Source organism: Paracoccus aminovorans (genome assembly GCF_001546115.1).
GTDB lineage: Bacteria > Pseudomonadota > Alphaproteobacteria > Rhodobacterales > Rhodobacteraceae > Paracoccus > Paracoccus aminovorans_B.
Genome location: NZ_KQ955208.1, coordinates 2,080,965 through 2,096,308, shown reverse-complemented (window position 1 = coordinate 2,096,308; position 15,344 = coordinate 2,080,965). Strand labels below are relative to the sequence as shown.

At 68.6% G+C, this 15,344-nt stretch carries 16 protein-coding genes; 2 read left to right on the top strand and 14 right to left on the bottom strand.

The window, feature by feature from the left end; genetic code table 11:
- Positions 1-75: 75 nt before the first annotated feature.
- The 8 genes from mraY to ASV56_RS10710 all read right to left on the bottom strand — a co-directional run bounded on the left by mraY (position 76) and on the right by ASV56_RS10710 (position 9,449).
- Complete coding sequence (mraY, locus tag ASV56_RS10745) at positions 76-1,158, bottom strand: phospho-N-acetylmuramoyl-pentapeptide-transferase (protein ID WP_062561962.1); 1,083 nt, start codon at positions 1,156-1,158, stop codon at positions 76-78.
- The gene (locus ASV56_RS10740; RefSeq protein WP_062561961.1) at positions 1,158-2,543 is read right to left on the bottom strand and encodes a UDP-N-acetylmuramoyl-tripeptide--D-alanyl-D-alanine ligase; all 1,386 of its coding nucleotides are present in this window, start codon (positions 2,541-2,543) and stop codon (positions 1,158-1,160) included. The genes mraY and ASV56_RS10740 overlap by 1 nt, the downstream gene beginning before the upstream one ends.
- Entirely contained in the window at positions 2,540-4,009 is a 1,470-nt protein-coding gene (locus tag ASV56_RS10735; RefSeq protein ID WP_062562323.1) for a UDP-N-acetylmuramoyl-L-alanyl-D-glutamate--2,6-diaminopimelate ligase, read from the bottom strand. The genes ASV56_RS10740 and ASV56_RS10735 overlap by 4 nt, the downstream gene beginning before the upstream one ends.
- A gap of 29 nt (positions 4,010-4,038) precedes the next feature.
- Positions 4,039-5,850, bottom strand: a complete 1,812-nt coding sequence (locus tag ASV56_RS10730; protein WP_062561960.1) for a peptidoglycan D,D-transpeptidase FtsI family protein — start codon at positions 5,848-5,850, stop codon at positions 4,039-4,041.
- Positions 5,847-6,224 (bottom strand): cell division protein FtsL, encoded by a 378-nt coding sequence (gene ftsL, locus ASV56_RS10725; RefSeq protein WP_082724786.1) that lies wholly within the window; start codon positions 6,222-6,224, stop codon positions 5,847-5,849. The genes ASV56_RS10730 and ftsL overlap by 4 nt, the downstream gene beginning before the upstream one ends.
- Positions 6,224-7,192 carry a 16S rRNA (cytosine(1402)-N(4))-methyltransferase RsmH gene (gene rsmH, locus ASV56_RS10720; RefSeq protein ID WP_062561958.1) on the bottom strand — a complete coding sequence of 323 codons (969 nt, stop codon included), beginning with the start codon at positions 7,190-7,192 and terminating at the stop codon, positions 6,224-6,226. The genes ftsL and rsmH overlap by 1 nt, the downstream gene beginning before the upstream one ends.
- Entirely contained in the window at positions 7,193-7,699 is a 507-nt protein-coding gene (gene mraZ / locus ASV56_RS10715; protein WP_062561957.1) for a division/cell wall cluster transcriptional repressor MraZ, read from the bottom strand. It lies immediately after the preceding gene.
- A gap of 640 nt (positions 7,700-8,339) precedes the next feature.
- Complete coding sequence (locus tag ASV56_RS10710) at positions 8,340-9,449, bottom strand: Mrp/NBP35 family ATP-binding protein (RefSeq protein WP_062561956.1); 1,110 nt, start codon at positions 9,447-9,449, stop codon at positions 8,340-8,342.
- A gap of 353 nt (positions 9,450-9,802) precedes the next feature.
- Between ASV56_RS10710 and ASV56_RS10705 the strand changes: the two genes are divergently transcribed.
- Both ASV56_RS10705 and ASV56_RS10700 read left to right on the top strand, forming a co-directional pair.
- On the top strand, positions 9,803-10,030 hold the full coding sequence (locus ASV56_RS10705; protein ID WP_062561955.1) for a DUF1127 domain-containing protein: 228 nt from the start codon (positions 9,803-9,805) through the stop codon (positions 10,028-10,030).
- A 544-nt stretch (positions 10,031-10,574) separates the two neighbouring features.
- A complete protein-coding gene (locus tag ASV56_RS10700) occupies positions 10,575-11,351 on the top strand; it encodes a 23S rRNA (adenine(2030)-N(6))-methyltransferase RlmJ (RefSeq protein WP_062561954.1) in 777 nt (258 codons plus the stop codon).
- Here the strand turns inward: ASV56_RS10700 and ASV56_RS10695 are convergent, their stop codons facing one another.
- The 6 genes from ASV56_RS10695 to gatC are packed head-to-tail and all read right to left on the bottom strand — an operon-like array spanning position 11,352 to position 15,277.
- Entirely contained in the window at positions 11,352-11,669 is a 318-nt protein-coding gene (locus ASV56_RS10695; RefSeq protein ID WP_062561953.1) for a DnaJ family domain-containing protein, read from the bottom strand. It abuts the gene before it with no gap.
- The gene (locus ASV56_RS10690) at positions 11,666-12,277 is read right to left on the bottom strand and encodes a TetR/AcrR family transcriptional regulator (RefSeq protein WP_062561952.1); all 612 of its coding nucleotides are present in this window, start codon (positions 12,275-12,277) and stop codon (positions 11,666-11,668) included. Before ASV56_RS10690 ends, ASV56_RS10695 begins: the two co-directional genes overlap by 4 nt.
- A gap of 27 nt (positions 12,278-12,304) precedes the next feature.
- On the bottom strand, positions 12,305-12,934 hold the full coding sequence (locus ASV56_RS10685) for an N-acetylmuramoyl-L-alanine amidase (RefSeq protein ID WP_062561951.1): 630 nt from the start codon (positions 12,932-12,934) through the stop codon (positions 12,305-12,307).
- A complete protein-coding gene (locus ASV56_RS10680) occupies positions 12,931-13,488 on the bottom strand; it encodes a hypothetical protein (protein ID WP_062561950.1) in 558 nt (185 codons plus the stop codon). The genes ASV56_RS10685 and ASV56_RS10680 overlap by 4 nt, the downstream gene beginning before the upstream one ends.
- Positions 13,489-13,511: 23 nt before the next feature.
- Entirely contained in the window at positions 13,512-14,993 is a 1,482-nt protein-coding gene (gene gatA, locus ASV56_RS10675) for an Asp-tRNA(Asn)/Glu-tRNA(Gln) amidotransferase subunit GatA (RefSeq protein WP_062561949.1), read from the bottom strand.
- Positions 14,990-15,277: an Asp-tRNA(Asn)/Glu-tRNA(Gln) amidotransferase subunit GatC gene (gene gatC, locus ASV56_RS10670; protein ID WP_017998562.1), complete on the bottom strand. Its 288-nt coding sequence runs from the start codon at positions 15,275-15,277 to the stop codon at positions 14,990-14,992. The genes gatA and gatC overlap by 4 nt, the downstream gene beginning before the upstream one ends.
- Positions 15,278-15,344 lie beyond the last annotated feature (67 nt).

Genomic DNA, 15,344 nt, shown 5'->3' with positions numbered 1-15,344 from the left:
TCTGCCTTCGCTATGGAAGGCCGGGGGCGCTTCGCCCCCCGGACCCCCCGAGGGTATTTCTGGAACAAAGAAGGATCAGCGCAGCTTGAGCGTGGCGAGGCCGATCAGCGCGAGGATCAGCGCGATGATCCAGAAGCGGATGACGATCTGCGCCTCGCCCCAGCCCTTCTTTTCGAAATGGTGGTGGATCGGGGCCATCAGGAAGACGCGCTTGCCGGTGCGCTTGAAGTAGAGCACCTGGATGATGACAGACAGCGCCTCGACCACGAAGAGGCCGCCGACGATGGCCAGCACGATCTCGTGCTTGGTGACCACGGCGATGGCGCCGAGCGCGCCGCCGAGCGCCAGGCTGCCGGTGTCGCCCATGAAGACCGCGGCGGGCGGGGCGTTGTACCACAGAAAGCCCAGGCCGCCGCCGATCAGCGCGGCGACGAAGACTGCAAGCTCACCGGTGCCGGGGACGAAATGCACGCCGAGGTAATTGGCGAAATTGGCGTTGCCGACCATATAGGCGATCACCGCGAAGGTCGCGGCGGCGATCATCACCGGCATGATGGCCAGCCCGTCGAGGCCGTCGGTGAGGTTCACCGCATTGGCGGCGCCGAGGATCACGATGACGGTGAAGGGCACGTAGAGGATCGACAGGTTGATCAGCGCGTTCTTGAAGAAGGGCAGCGCCAGTTCGCCGCTGAGGGCGGCCGGGTGCAGCCAGGCGGCGGCGGCGCCGGCGGCACCGGCGATGCAGAGGCCGATCAGCAGCCGGACCCGGCCCGAGAGCCCGGCGTGGTGCTGTTTCGTGACCTTGGCGTAATCATCGGCAAAGCCGATGGCGGCAAAGCCCAGCGTCACCAAAAGCACGATCCAGACATAGCCATTGTCGAGCCGCGCCCAGAGAAGCGTGCCGAGCGTCAGCGCCGCGAGGATCAGCAGCCCGCCCATGGTCGGCGTGCCGGCCTTGGACAGGTGGCTTTGCGGGCCGTCGTCGCGGATCGGCTGGCCCTTTTTCTGCTTGCGGCGCAGAAGGTCGATCAGCGGCCGGCCGAAGAAGAAGCCGAAGACCAGCGCGGTGAAGAAGGCGCCGCCGGCGCGAAAGGTGATATATCTGAAAAGATTGAAAAAATCCCCGCCGTCGGAGAGGTTCGTGAGCCAATAGAGCATTACGCTGTCCTTTCGCCAGGCGCCGTGCTTTGGCGTGTCCGCCGCAGCGCGTCAACCACAGTCGAGACCCGCGAGGATTTGGAGCCCTTCACAAGCACGATATCGCCGGTCGCGACCAGCTCGCCGATGCGCAGGGCCAGCTCGGCGGCGGTCTCGGCATGCACCCCGCGGCGGCTTTCCGGCAGCGCCTCGTGCAGTGCGCGCATGCGCGGGCCGGCGGTATGGACCAGATCGACCGCCGGGATCGAGGGGTCCTGCGCCATGCCGGCATGCATGGCGATCTCTTCGGGGCCCAGTTCCAGCATGTCGCCCAGGATCGCCACCCGCCGCCCGCCGGTCAGCCGCGCCAGCGTCGCAAGGCCGGCCGAGAGCGAGGTCGGGTTCGAGTTGTAAGCGTCGTCGATCAGCCGGACGCCGGCCAGATCCTCGACCGCGCCCCGGCCCAGCGGCGGGTTCCAGTCCGAAAGATGCTGCGCCGCCGCGGCCAGATCGGCGCCGGCGGCCGAGAGCGCGGCCAGCACGCCGACCGCATTCATCACGAAATGCGTGCCGGCGGTGGCGAGGGTGAAATCCACCGTCTCGCCCAGGATGCGAGCGCGGACCCGGGTTGCGCCGTCCACGGTCTCGGCCTTGACCGGCTTCGCCATGCCATGCTGGCCGAAACCGATCACCAGCGCGCCCGCCGCATCGGCGCAGTCGCGCAGGATCTGCGTCACCGCCAGGTCCTCGGGGATGATGGCATGGCCGGCGGGTTCCAGGCCGGCAAAGATCGCGCCCTTTTCGCGGGCGATGCCCTCGATGGCGCCGAAGGCTTCCAGATGCGCCGCTGCGACCGTGGTGATCATCGCGACATGCGGGCGGGCAAGGCGGGCCAGCGGCGCGATCTCGCCGGGGTGGTTCATGCCGATCTCGACGATGGCGAAGTCGGTGTCCTCGGGCATCCGCGCCAAGGTCAGCGGCACGCCCCAGTGGTTGTTGTAGCTGGCCTCGGCGGCGTGGATCGCACCCTGGCCGGCCAGCGCGATGCGGGCCATTTCCTTGGTCGAGGTCTTGCCGACCGAGCCGGTGATGGCGATGACCCTGCCCCGCATCCGAGCGCGGCCGGCCCGGCCCAGCGATTCCAGCGCGGCCAGCACATCGGGGACGACCAGCAGCGGCGCGTCCTCGGCCACGCCCTCGGGGATGCGGCTGACCAGCGCGGCGGCGGCGCCCTTGTCCAGCGCCTGGGCGACGAAGTCATGGCCGTCGCGCACATCCTTCAGCGCCACGAACAGGTCGCCGGGCTGCAGGGTGCGGGTGTCGATGGAGACGCCCGTGATCGCAAAGTCGCGGGTGGCGCGGCCGCCGGTGGCCCGCGCGGCGGCGTCAGAGGTCCAGAGCGTCATATCTTGCCATCCAGCGCGGCGACGGCGACCGAGGCTTGTTCCGCATCATCGAAGGGATAGACGTCGCTGCCGATGATCTGGCCGGTCTCGTGGCCCTTGCCGGCGATCAGCAGCGCGTCGCCGGGTTGCAGGGCATCGACGCCGCGCAGGATCGCCTCGGCGCGGTCGCCGATCTCGACCGCATCGGGGCCGGCGCCGGCCATGACCTCGGCACGGATCGCGGCCGGCTCCTCCGAGCGCGGGTTGTCGTCGGTGACATAGACCACGTCGGCAAAGGCGCGCGCCGCCTCGCCCATCAAGGGGCGCTTCAGCCGGTCGCGGTCGCCGCCGGCACCGAAGACCACGACGATGCGGCCCATGACATGCGGGCGCAGCGATTGCAGGGCCGAGGCCAGCGCGCCCGGCTTGTGGCTGTAATCGACGAAGACCGCCGCGCCATTGTCGCGCACCGCGGCCAGTTCCATGCGGCCGCGCACGGTGGTCAGGCCCGGCAGGGTCTCGATCACCCGGGCGGGCTCGTCGCCGGCGGCGATGGCGAGGCCGGCGGCGGCCAGCACGTTCTCGGCCTGGAAGCCGCCGATCAGCGCCAGCCGGACCAGATGCGCCTGGCCGTGCCAGGAAAAGCGCAGATCCTGCCCGGTCGCATCATAGCGCTGGCCCAGGATGCGCAGGTCGGCACCCTCGGCCTGGCCGATTGTGGTCAGGGCCAGGCCGCGTTCGCGCGCGATCTGCGCCATCTGTCGGCCGCGCGGGTCGTCGACATTGACCACCGCCGTAGAGCCTTCGTCCAGGATATGGTTGAAAAGCAAGGCCTTGGCGGCGAAATACTCGTCGAAGTTCTTGTGATAGTCCAAGTGGTCCTGGCTGAAATTGGTGAAGGCACCGGCCTTCAGCCGCACCCCATCCAGCCGGCGCTGGTCGAGCCCGTGGCTCGATGCCTCCATCGCGGCATGGGTGACGCCCTCGGCGGCGGCCTCGGCCAGCACGCGGTGCAGGGTGATCGGCTCGGGCGTGGTATGGGCCAGCTTGGCCTGATAGTCGCCCTGCACGCCCATGGTGCCCAGGCTGATCGCCTTGTGGCCCAGCGCCTGCCAGATCTGTCGGGTAAAGGTGGCGACGGAGGTCTTGCCCGAGGTGCCGGTGACGGCGACCATGGTTTCCGGCTGGGCGGCGAACCACAGCGCGGCGGCGCCGGCCAGCGCGGCGCGCGGATCCTCGGCCACCACCAGCGCCGCATCCGAGCCGGCCAGTTCGGCCGCGGCGATCTCGGCGCCCTTGCGGTCGGTCAGCACCGCGCCGGCGCCCTGACGCAGCGCATATTGGATGAATTCGCCGCCATGCGTCGCCGAGCCCGGCAGCGCCGCGAACAGGAAGCCCGGTTTCACCTGCCGCGAATCGACGGCCATGCCTGTCACCTCGGGGTCGCGCCCCTTGTCCCCCCTCAGCCCCAGAAGGGACAGCCGCATCGCCCGATCCGCCACGAAACCCCCGTTCATCAATTCGAGACGAGCTTTAGCCCATCCGGCAAAGGCCGTTCAACCGTCGGCAACTGGGTTTCGGTGCTGGGACGCAGGCCCAGAAGCGGCGCGACGCGACGGATCATCTCGCCCGCGACGGGGGCCACGGTCATGCCCGCCGTGCGGCTTTCGCCGCCGCCGGCCAGCCCGGCCGAGGGCTCGTCCAGCGTCACCACCAGCACATAGCGCGGATCGCTGGCCGGGAAGGCCGAGGCAAAGGTCGCCACCACCTTGTTCTTGTAATAGCCGCCGGTCGGGCGCGGCTTGTCGGCGGTGCCGGTCTTGCCGGCGACCTCATAGCCCTCGACATTGGCCGAGCGCGCGGTGCCGCGCGTCACCACCTGGCGCAGAAGCTGCATCGCGGTATGGGCGGCGGATTCCGACAGCACCTGCTCGCCCTCGCGGCGCGAGCGGTCGTGGATCAGCGTCGGGCGCACGCGCTTGCCGCCATTGGCGATGGTGGCATAGGCCGAGGCCAGGTGCAGCGGGCTGGCCGCCAACCCGTGGCCGAAGGCCACCGTGGCCGAGGTCACGGCGGGCCAGCGCGTCGGCACCAGCGGCTTGCCGGTCGGCGCCTCGCTCATCTCGATGGGCGTCGGCTCGAACAGGCCCAGCCGCTCCAGGAAATCCTTCTGCCGCTCGGGTCCCAAGAGCTGCGCCACGCGCACCGTGCCGACGTTCGACGACTTGGCGATGATGTCGGCGACCGAGATCTGCGCGCCATACTGGTGGCCGTTGAATTCACTGATCAGATATTTGCCGATGCGCAGCGGCGACTTGCCGTTGATCATCGTCGTCGGGCTGACCAGCTTCAGGTCGATGGCCTGCGCCACCGGGAAGATCTTGAAGGTCGAGCCGAGTTCATACTGGCCCTGCACCGCGCGGTTGAACAGCGGGCTGTCCGAGGGATCGCCCTTGAGCAGCGGCCGCGGCCGGTCGTTCGGGTCGAAATCGGGCAGGCTGGCCATGGCCACGATCTCGCCGGTCTTGACCTCCATCAGGATGCCGGTGGCACCCTTGGCGTTCATGACCTTCATGCCATTGCCCAGCACCTCCTCCATCGCCGCCTGAACGGTCAGGTCCAGCGACAGGCTCAGCGGCGCGCCGTCGTTGGCCGGATCGCGCAGCCAGCGGTCGAAGGCCTTTTCGACGCCGGCCACGCCGACGACCTCGGCGTCGGCCACGCCCTCCTTGCCAAAGGTGGCGCCGCCCAGGATATGGCTGGCGATATGGCCGTTCGGATAAAGCCGCATCTCGCGCGGGCCGAACAGCAGGCCCGGCTCACCGATGTCGTGGACGGCCTGCATCTGCTCGGGGCTGATCTTCTTCTTGATCCAGACGAAGGTGCGCTTGCCGGTGAAATCCTTCTGCAGCCGCTCCAGGCTCAGGTCGGGAAAGATCCCGACCAGCGCCTTGGCCGCGCCCTGCGGGTCCACCATCTGATGCGGATGGGCATAGAGCGAATGCGTCAGCAGGTTCGTCGCCAGCACCCGGCCGTGGCGGTCGGTGATGTCGGCGCGCTGCGAGATGATCTGCGCGCCCGAGGTCTGCACCCGCGGCTCGGCCGGGTGGGACGAGGCCAGCACGCCCATCTTCAGGCCCACGGTGCAAAACGCCGCCGCAAAGGCGCAGGACATGAAGAACAGCCGGGTCCGGGCGCTGCCGCGCGCCCTTTCCTGGATCTCGGCGTGACGCTGGGCGCGGTTCTCGGCCTCGATGGCGTCGGGATTCTCGCCCTTTTCGCGGGCGCGAAGGATGCGGGCCAGCGGGCGCAGCGGGGTGCGGATCATGGCGTGCTCTCCTGTGGACGGCGCGGCGGATAGCCGGCGGGACGTTCGGTCGGAACTTCGGTGCCGGCGGGCGGCTCGGGTGCCTTGGGCGTCGGGAAGGCGACCTGGCCCACGTCGACGAACTGGTCCGAGCCGAAGGGCACCAGCTTCAGCTTGTCGAAATTCAAGTTCACCAGCTGGCGCAGCCGCTCGGGCCGGTTCAGGAACGCCCATTCCGCGCGCATCACGCCCAGCTCCTCGCGCAGATGGCCGATCTGGCGCTGGATCTCGGACATTTCGCCGATCGCGGCCTGGGTGCGGTAATTCTCGCGATAGGCCCAGAAGGCCAGGCCCATGACGACCAGCGTGGTGAGCAGATAAAGCACCGAGCGCATCACGCCCCCCTTTCGTCGAGACGGGGCAGCCCCAGCGATTCGGGATCGACGCGGCCGGCCGGCGCCGTGGTGCGGATGCCGACCCGCAGCAGGGCCGAGCGCGAGCGCGGGTTCACCGCCAGCTCCTGCTCGTCCGCACCGATGGCGCGGCGGAAGGGCAGCGTGAAGGCGGCCTCGGTCCGCCGGGTCTCGGGCGCATGGCGGCTGCCGCCGCCGGCGCTGTTCGAGCGCGCCTGCATGAAGCGCTTGACGATGCGGTCCTCGAGCGAGTGGAAGCTGACCACCGCCAGCTTGCCGCCCGGCCGCAGCGCGCGCTCTGCCGCCGCCAGCCCGGCGACGAGCTGGCCGAATTCGTCGTTGACCCAGATGCGGATCGCCTGGAAGGCGCGGGTCGAGGGGTGGCTTTGCCCCGGCTTGGCGCGCGGCAGGCAGCCGGCGACAATGTCGGACAGCTGCCCGGTGCGGCTCAGCGGCCGGGCCGCGACGATGGCCTTGGCGATGCGGCGCGAGGCGCGCTCCTCGCCGTAAAGGTAAAGCACGTCGGCAATGACCTGCTCGGGCGCGGTGTTCAGCAGATCGGCCGCCGTCGGCCCGTCGCCGCCCATGCGCATGTCCAAGGGCCCGTCGCGCAGGAACGAGAACCCGCGCTCGGGCTGGTCGAGCTGCATCGAACTGACGCCCAGGTCCAGCACCACGCCGTCGACCGGCCCGCCGGCCAGCGTGTCGAGATCCGAGAAGGTGCCCTGAACCAGCCGCAGCCGGTCGCCGTATTCGCCGGCCCAGGCCTCGGCCATGCGGAACACGCTGGGATCGCGGTCGATGCCGATGACCTGCGCGGCGCCTTGGGCCAGCAGGCCGCGGGCATAGCCGCCGGCGCCGAAGGTGCCGTCGACCCAGGTGCCCTCAACAGGCGCAACGGCCCGCAACAGCGGGCCAAGCAGGACGGGGATATGCGGGTCGGACGCCATCTAACCCTCATCCCTTGCGGCAAGAGCCAGCAGCGACAGCGGGTCGGCGCCCGGTTCCAGTTCCGGCACGCGGGCCTCCAGCGCACGCTCTTCCTCGGCATAGGCCTCGGGGGTCCAGACCTTCAGGCTGTCGCCGGCCGAGATGAAGAAGGCGCTGTCGGTCAGGCCGATCTTCTCGCGCAGTTTCTGCGGCAGGACCAGCCGGCCGTCGCCGTCGATCTCGGCCTCGTCGGCGTGACCCTGATAGATGTTTTCCAGAAGGTTGCGGGCGGCCGAGCCGCGCGGCATGCGGGCGATGCCGTCCTCGATCTCTTCCATGGCGTCGATGGTGAAAAGCTGCAGCCAGTTCCAATCGCGGGTGCCATAGACGATGACCAGCTGCGCGCGCTTGCCGGCCTGCCAGTCGGGATCGGAGGATTCAAAGACGCGACGGAACTTGGCCGGGATGGAAACGCGGCCCTTCGCGTCCACCTTGACCTCTTCCGACCCTCTGAACCGGCGTGCCAAGGGCGCGCCCTCCTTTCACTGTCCGACCTTTCCGGTCTCCCGAAAAGGAAAGGGCGGATCGGGCTGCTGCCACCGCCCGATCCGCCGCCCTCGTTCCCATCTCTGGGCCCCGTAGTTTCGGGGATCGTGCCCTGCGTTTCACGCCACCTGGGGGAGGTGCTGCTCGCGCGTCGCAGAGGCCATTTTTCGGAAGCGGGTGCCTGTATGAAGCCTGCTTGTCGCCTTGGGGTCTTGGTGCCCCTGTAGCCCGTCTCCGTGAGCAAAGGGATGGCATGGGAATTTATGGGACGCAATGGATTTGTTTGGACCGACCGGGGCAGCAGGCGGGCCTCCGCGCGTGAACAGCCGGCGAACAATTTCATATCTTGGCGGAGTGCGGGGAAGGTATCGCGGCCCAGCCGCCGTTAACCACAAGATCTGGTGCATCCTTGGGCTGTGGCAAATAAATCCCAGCAATTCCCGGAATCGACATGGGCGCCCCCGAAGGGCGCCCTGTCAGCCGGCCTGGGCCGGCCGGGAATCGGAAAGGAGCGGCAGAATCACGGAGCATCACGCGGCAGTGATTCGGAAACTGCGCCTGTCCCGTGCATTCCCGGCGCCCGTTCCCATGCTTTCCCAGACCCGCCGAACGGGTCGGGAATCAGGCCATGCCGCCGCCGATCAGCCGGTCGGCCAATCGGGCAAAGGATTCGGCCACCGGCCCGTCCTTGGCCGCGACCGGCGTGCCGGCATCGCCCGCCAGCCGCACCTCGAGGTTCAGGGGAATCTCGCCCAGGAAGGGCAGGTTCAGCTTCGCCGCCTCGGCCGCGACGCCGCCATGGCCGAAAAGATGCGCCTCGTGCCCGCAGTTCGGGCAAATATAGGTGGACATGTTTTCCACCAGCCCCAGCACCGGCGTCTTGAGCTTGTCGAACATGTCGATGGCGCGGCGGGCGTCGATCAGCGCCACGTCCTGCGGCGTCGAGACGATGATCGCCCCGGTGACCTGCGCCTTCTGGCACAGCGACAGCTGCACGTCGCCGGTGCCGGGCGGCAGGTCAACCAGAAGCACGTCGAGCTCGCCCCATTTCACCTGGTTCAGCATCTGCTGCAGCGCGCCCATCAGCATGGGACCGCGCCAGACCACCGCCTCGCCTTCCTTCATCATCAGGCCCAGCGACATGGTGGTGACGCCATGCGCGTGCAGCGGCTCGATCATGTCGCCGTCGCTTTTCGGGCGCTGCCCGGTCAGCCCCAGCATGCGCGGCTGCGAGGGACCGTATATATCCGCATCCAGCAGCCCGACGCGGCGCCCCTTGCGCGCCAGCGCCACGGCGAGGTTCGAGGTCAGCGTCGATTTCCCGACCCCGCCCTTGCCCGAGCCGATGGCCAGGATCCGCGCCACGCCGCTGACCGGCGCCGGGCCGGCCTGCGGCGTCGGATGCCGGCCGATCTTCAGGCTGGGCGCCGGCGCCCCGGCCGGGCCCGAGCGCGCCGTCACCTGCGGCGCGGCGCCGCGCGGCCCGGCGGGGGCGGTGGTGACGATTTGCACCTTCTCGACCCCCGGCAGCGCCGAAAGCAGCCGCTGCGCCTCGGCCTCGACCGGGGCCAGCGCGCGGGCAAGCGTGGGGTCCGGAGCCTCGATGACGAATCGCACGATGCCCGATTCGACGTTCAGGGCCCGCACTAGGTCGCGCGAAACCAGGGTTCCGCCCCCGGGAATCGCGATCCGCGAAAGCTCCTCGAGCACACGTTCCCGTGAAATGGTCATGGCAGGCCCCCAATTGCAGCGCCCGCAGCATGGCAATTCGCGACAGGCTCGGCAAGGCGCGACAAACGCGCATCCCAGGCTAAGTCGCTGTGACCTCGGGTAAAATACGACCGGCGAAGTCGGTTATCCCGTGCAGGCGGCGCTTGGGCTCACGAAAACTCACGAAATATTAACGATTTGCAACAGGGTTCCCGAAACAGCCATGCCGTTTCTGCATAGCAGCATGGCGTCTTCGTCCATTGTGCAAGCGCAGCAAACGGGCCATGTTAGCTCCAACAACGCACCGAGGATCACCGCAAAGCGAAAGCAAGCGAACCTCAACGCGCCATCCGCAAGACGAAAGAGTGTATGAAATGGCTGTTCTCGATCTGATCCATAGCGGTTCGCACCGCAATGTCGCCGGTCACGGCGCGATCGCGACCTTCGTGGCCAATGTCCGCGACAATATGGCCCGCCGGGCGCTGTATCGCCAGACCCTGCGCGAGCTGAACCAACTGTCGAACCGCGACCTGGCCGACCTGGGCCTGAACCGTGGCTCGATCCGCAGCGTGGCCTACGAAGCCGCCTGGGGCGCGAAGTAAGAATTCGGACACCCGACCCACTCCTCCTCCCTTGGGTCCGGGTTCAGGCGGCATCCTCCCTCCTCCTCCCTAGAGGATGCCGCCGCTCAGATAAGGTAAGACCCCTCCTCCTCCCTGGGTCTTGCACTTAAGGCGGCTCCCCCTCCTCCTCCCTGGGGATGCCGCCACCCCATACGGCGAAACCCCTCCTCCTCCCTGGGTTTCGCGGTTCCGGCGGCCGCCCCCTCCTCCTCCCTGGGGCGCCGCCAAACCGATACGGTCCGGCCCCTCCTCCTCCCTGGGCCTGGCTGTTCCGGCGGCGCCTCCCTCCTCCTCCCTGGAGGTGCCGCCCAAAACTTCCGCCGCAAGGCGGGTTCGGATGCGACGGTCCCCTCCTCCTCCCTGGGATCGTCGACATGCGGTAATGGCCTCCTCCTCCCTGCCATTGCCGCACCCCATACGCGGCCCCTCCTCCTCCCTGGGCCAGCGTTGCGCGGCGGTGCCCCCTCCTCCTCCCTGGGCGCCGCCGCTTTTCATTTCCGGCCCTTCGGTTTAAGCGCAGCGCATGTTGTCCTATCAGCACGCCTATCACGCCGGGAACCTGGCCGACCTGCACAAGCACGCGCTGCTGGCGTCGATGCTGGACTACCTGACCGCCAAGCCGAAGCCGCTGAGCTATCTGGAAACCCACGCCGGGCGCGGGCTCTACGATCTCTCCGGCCCCGAATCGGCCCGCACGGGCGAGGCCGCTGCCGGCATCACCCGCGCCCTAGCGCAGGACTGGCTGCCCGAGAACCACCCGCTGCGCCAGGCGCTGGAGCAGATCCGCGCCCTGCACGGCCCGCATGCCTATCCCGGCTCGCCGCTGATTGCGCGCCACTTCCTGCGCCCCGAAGACGAGGCGCACCTGGCCGAGCTGCACCCGGCCGAGCATGCGGCGCTGGCCCGCGTCGCCGGCTTCGCGCATCTGCACCGGCAGGACGGCTTCCAGATGGCGAACGCGCTCTGCCCGCCGACACCGCGGCGCGGTCTCCTGCTGATCGACCCGAGCTATGAGGTGAAGGCCGATTACGATTCCATCCCGCGCCACATCGCCAAGCTCGCGCGCAAATGGAACGTCGGCGTCATTGCGCTGTGGTATCCGCTGCTGCTGGACGGCCGCCAGCGCCCGATGGTCCAGGCCCTGCTGCGCGACCATCCCGAGGCGCTGCTGTCCGAGGTCCGCTTCCCGCCGGCCCGGCCGGGGCATGGCATGGTCGGCTCGGGCATGTTCGTGGTCAATCCGCCTTATGGGCTGGAGGAGGAGGCGGAGCGGGTGAAGCGCTTCTTCGCCGCAATCTAGTTAGTCGCCATAGAATCGATGCCGCGCTTCCTGCTCTATATCTAGCCGTAATTGCAGATCGGCCAGCTTATTCATCTCCATCTTGCGCGAGGCCGCGTCGGACGTGGCTTGCGCGACTTTCGTCTGCTCGGCAACGGCCTTGCGTAGTTGGATCTCGCGCGGCAGAGCGCCGGCGTCGGCCATAATCCGAAAACCGATGGCATCCGCGCTGCCGTCATCGGCAAGGTTCAGCGGCTTGCCCGCACCCTTCAGATTATCGAACTGCCCCTCGGCCTGCGCCTTCAGGATCTGCCGCTCGGCCATGTTCGAGAATTTCATTGCCGCCCCTCCCTGTCCGATGCGGCAAGAAAGCCGCGCTCCAGTTCGCCGAAGACCGGCCAGAACATCGCCAGCCCCTTGGGACCGCGTGGCGCAAAAGCCGTCAGCGCGCCGGTCATCGCCAACGCCGCCGCCAGCGGGTCCAGATTGGCGCGAAATACACCCTGCGTGCGGCCGATGGCCAAAATCTCGGCATAGCGCTGGCACCAACTCTGCGCAAAGCTGTCCATCTGAACGGCAATTGCCGGCTCGGCCCCGGCCAGTTGCATCAGTTGCGCGAAACAGGCGGCCAATTCGGGCCGGTCGCGCAGGCTGAAGAAATAGGCTTGCGCCTCGGCACGCAGTTGCGCCTGCGCCGGCCGGGTCGGATCGGGTGCGGGCGGCAGCAGGTCCAGAAAGGCGTCGCGCGTAGTTTCGGCGACCAGCGCCACCAATGCGGACTTGTTCGCGACGTGGAAATGCAGGGTCGAAATATTGATCCCGACCCGCGCCGCCACGTCGCGCGTGCGCAAGGCGGCATAGCCGTTTTCCACGATCAGGGCACGCGCGGCCCGGGCAATCATCGCGCGGCGGCCATCCTTGCGGATATAGGCGTGCTTGTCATTCATAAATCAATCATATGATTGATTTTTGATTCAAGCAAGCACTTTGAGAAGCGCAGCCGCCGCCTTTCGATCCGCCTCATCCTCCGGCCCTTCCGCCCAAGGCCGGAACCGCAGGCGAAAGGCCGCCAACCGCGCGGGGCTGTCGGGATAGCCGATCCGGGCCAAGCTTTCCTCAAGGGGCAGGTCCGCACCGGGTTCGAAAGGCCACAGCGCCAGCCCCTGCAAACCCAGCCGGCGCCAGTCGAAGCGTGGGCCGGGGTCGGTCTTGCGGTCGGGCGCCATGTCGGAATGGGCGATCACGCCCTCGGGGCCGATGTCCCAGCGCGCCATGATGCCGCGCAGCAGCTGCTCCAGCGCCGCCATCTGCGGCTCGGGAAAGGGCCGGTCGCCGGGATTGACCAGCTCGATGCCGATGCTGCGCGAGTTCACATCGTCCAGGCCCCGCCAACTGCCGGCGCCGGCGTGCCAGGCGCGGCGGTGCTCGGGCACCAGCGCTTCGACCAGCCCGTCCTCATGGATCAGCCAATGCGCGCTGACCTCGGCCTCGGGGTCGCAGAGCCGGGCGCGAGCCGCGGCGCCATCCGCCATGCCGGTGTAATGGATCACCACCAGCGACGGGATCTGCCCGCGCCGGTCCCCGTGATTGGGCGACAGGCTCAAAGCCGGGGTTGGCGATAGGGGCGCGGATCCCAGCCGCAGACGAAACCGTCGCCGTCCGGGTCCAGCCCGCGCGGGTCGATCACCGGCCCGCCCGCCGCGATGAAGGCGGTCTGCGCCGCGTTCACGCTGGGAAACGCCAGGCAGGCCCGCGCCGCCGCATTGGCCGAGACGCCCGAGCGCGGGTATTTGGTCTGGCCCGGGTTCTGGCTTTCCTGATGCGCATAACGCACCAGCACCGGCGTCGCGCCGCTGGCCGCAACCGGCGCCGCCGTCAAGGGCCGGGTCGTCACGGGCCGGGTCGTCACGGTCACCGTGCCGGGCTTTTTCGCCGGCACGCCGGCAATGTCGGCGGCGGTCGGCGCCTTGGCCGGCAATTGCACCGGAATCGCGTCCGGCACCGGGCCCCGGCCATGCAGGGCGACCTCGCGCTTCTGCAGGTAATCCGCATAGGCCGAGCCGTTGTGCATGGCGCTGTAATTCGGATTCCAGCCGGTGTTCTCGCCGCAGGCGGCCAGCGCCAGCAGCGGGACAAGAGCCAGGGACAGGTTCCGCATCGCGTTCTCCCGTGAAAGGCCGGTCACCACCAGCGCGAGGGTTTCGCCGTGAAGCCTGCCGCAGATTCGAGGCTTTGTGCAAGGTTCAACAGGTTGCCCTCGTCCCAGGGCCGGCCGATCAGCTGCATGCCCAGCGGCAGGCCCTGCCGGTCCAGCCCGACCGGAACCGAGATCCCGGGCAGCCCGGCCAGGTTGACGGTCACGGTGAAGACGTCGTTGAGATACATCTCGACCGGGTCCTTGCCCGCCATCTCGCCCAGGCCGAAGGCGGCGCTGGGGGTGGCCGGGGTCAGGATGGCATCGACCCCCGCCGCGAAGGCCTCGTCGAAGTCGCGCTTGATCAGCGCGCGCACCTTGCGGGCGCGGTTGTAATAGGCGTCGTAGAACCCTGCCGACAGCACATAGGTGCCGATCATGATGCGGCGCTGCACCTCGGGGCCGAAGCCGTCGGCGCGGGTCTTTTCGTACATCTCGACCACGCCGTCGCCCGCGCCCAGCTTGGCGCGGCGGCCGTAGCGCACGCCGTCATAGCGCGCGAGGTTCGAGGACGCCTCGGCCGGGGCAATGACATAATAGGCCGGCAGCGCATATTTTGTATGCGGCAGGCTGATGTCTACAACTTCTGCGCCGGCATCGCGCAGCATCTCGGTCGCCTTGTGCCAAAGCGCGTCGATCTCGGCCGAGAGCCCCTCGACGCGGTATTCGCGCGGGATGCCGATTTTCTTGCCGCGAATGTCGCCGGTCAGCGCCGCCTCGTAATCCGGCACCGCGCGCTCGGCGCTGGTCGAATCCCTCGGATCGACCGAGGCCATGGCGCCCAGCATGATCGCGGCATCGCGCACGGTCTTGGTCATCGGCCCGGCCTGGTCCAGCGAGCTGGCAAAGGCGATCACGCCCCAGCGGCTGACGCGGCCATAGGTTGGCTTCAGCCCGACCGTGCCGGTGAAGGCCGCCGGCTGGCGGATCGAGCCGCCGGTATCGGTGCCGGTCGCGGCCAGGCACAGGTCCGCCGCCACCGCCGCCGCCGAGCCGCCCGAAGAACCGCCCGGCGTCAGCTGCCGGTCATCGACCTTCCACGGGCTGACCACCGGCCCGTAGCAGGCGCTTTCGTTCGAGGAGCCCATGGCGAATTCGTCCATGCTGAGCTTGCCCAGCATGACCGCGCCCGCGTCCCACAGGTTCTGCGTCACGGTCGATTCATATTGCGGCAGGAAGCCGTCGAGGATCCGGCTCGCCGCCTGCGAAGGCACGTCCTTGGTGCAGAACAGGTCCTTGATGCCCAGCGGAATGCCGCACATCGCCGGCGCGTCGCCACCCGCGATGCGGCTGTCGGCGGCGGCGGCCATCTGGCGCGCACGCTCGGGGGTGTTGTGGACAAAGGCGTTCAGCGCCCCCGCCCCCTCGATGGCCGAAAGGCAGGCCTCGGTCAGCTCAAGGCTGGTGAAATCGCCCTTGCGCAGCCCGTCGCGGGCGCTCGCAATGGTCAGCCGGTTCAGATCGCTCATTCCACCACCTTCGGCACGGCAAAGAAGCCCTCGCGCGCGTCGGGGGCGTTTTTCAGGATCAGCGCCTGGATCTCGCCGTCGGTGACGACATCCTCGCGCCGCTTCAGCCGCATCGGCTCGACGCCGGTCATCGGCTCGACGCCCGCGACGTCGACCTCGTTCAGCTGTTCCATGAAATGCAGGATGCCGTTCAGCTCCTGCGCCAATGCGGGCAGGTCGGCGTCCTTGACCGCAATCCGCGCCAGATGCGCGACCTTGCGGGCCTCGTCCTCGGTGATCGCCATGGGGGCTCCTTTCGCTTGGGGCGGGTTTACCGCCGCGACCCGAAGGGGGCAAGCGCCGCGCGGCGGA

Bases quoted from the DNA above. Each gene is read 5' to 3' on its own strand.
- mraY (WP_062561962.1), bottom strand. From the start codon at position 1,158: ATGCTCTATTGGCTCACGAACCTCTCCGACGGCGGGGATTTTTTCAAT.
- ASV56_RS10740 (WP_062561961.1), bottom strand. From the start codon at position 2,543: ATGACGCTCTGGACCTCTGACGCCGCCGCGCGGGCCACCGGCGGCCGC.
- ASV56_RS10735 (WP_062562323.1), bottom strand. From the start codon at position 4,009: ATGCGGCTGTCCCTTCTGGGGCTGAGGGGGGACAAGGGGCGCGACCCC.
- ASV56_RS10730 (WP_062561960.1), bottom strand. From the start codon at position 5,850: ATGATCCGCACCCCGCTGCGCCCGCTGGCCCGCATCCTTCGCGCCCGC.
- ftsL (WP_082724786.1), bottom strand. From the start codon at position 6,224: ATGCGCTCGGTGCTTTATCTGCTCACCACGCTGGTCGTCATGGGCCTG.
- rsmH (WP_062561958.1), bottom strand. From the start codon at position 7,192: ATGGCGTCCGACCCGCATATCCCCGTCCTGCTTGGCCCGCTGTTGCGG.
- ASV56_RS10710 (WP_062561956.1), bottom strand. From the start codon at position 9,449: ATGACCATTTCACGGGAACGTGTGCTCGAGGAGCTTTCGCGGATCGCG.
- ASV56_RS10705 (WP_062561955.1), top strand. From the start codon at position 9,803: ATGGCTGTTCTCGATCTGATCCATAGCGGTTCGCACCGCAATGTCGCC.
- ASV56_RS10700 (WP_062561954.1), top strand. From the start codon at position 10,575: ATGTTGTCCTATCAGCACGCCTATCACGCCGGGAACCTGGCCGACCTG.
- ASV56_RS10695 (WP_062561953.1), bottom strand. From the start codon at position 11,669: ATGAAATTCTCGAACATGGCCGAGCGGCAGATCCTGAAGGCGCAGGCC.
- ASV56_RS10690 (WP_062561952.1), bottom strand. From the start codon at position 12,277: ATGAATGACAAGCACGCCTATATCCGCAAGGATGGCCGCCGCGCGATG.
- ASV56_RS10680 (WP_062561950.1), bottom strand. From the start codon at position 13,488: ATGCGGAACCTGTCCCTGGCTCTTGTCCCGCTGCTGGCGCTGGCCGCC.
- gatA (WP_062561949.1), bottom strand. From the start codon at position 14,993: ATGAGCGATCTGAACCGGCTGACCATTGCGAGCGCCCGCGACGGGCTG.
- gatC (WP_017998562.1), bottom strand. From the start codon at position 15,277: ATGGCGATCACCGAGGACGAGGCCCGCAAGGTCGCGCATCTGGCGCGG.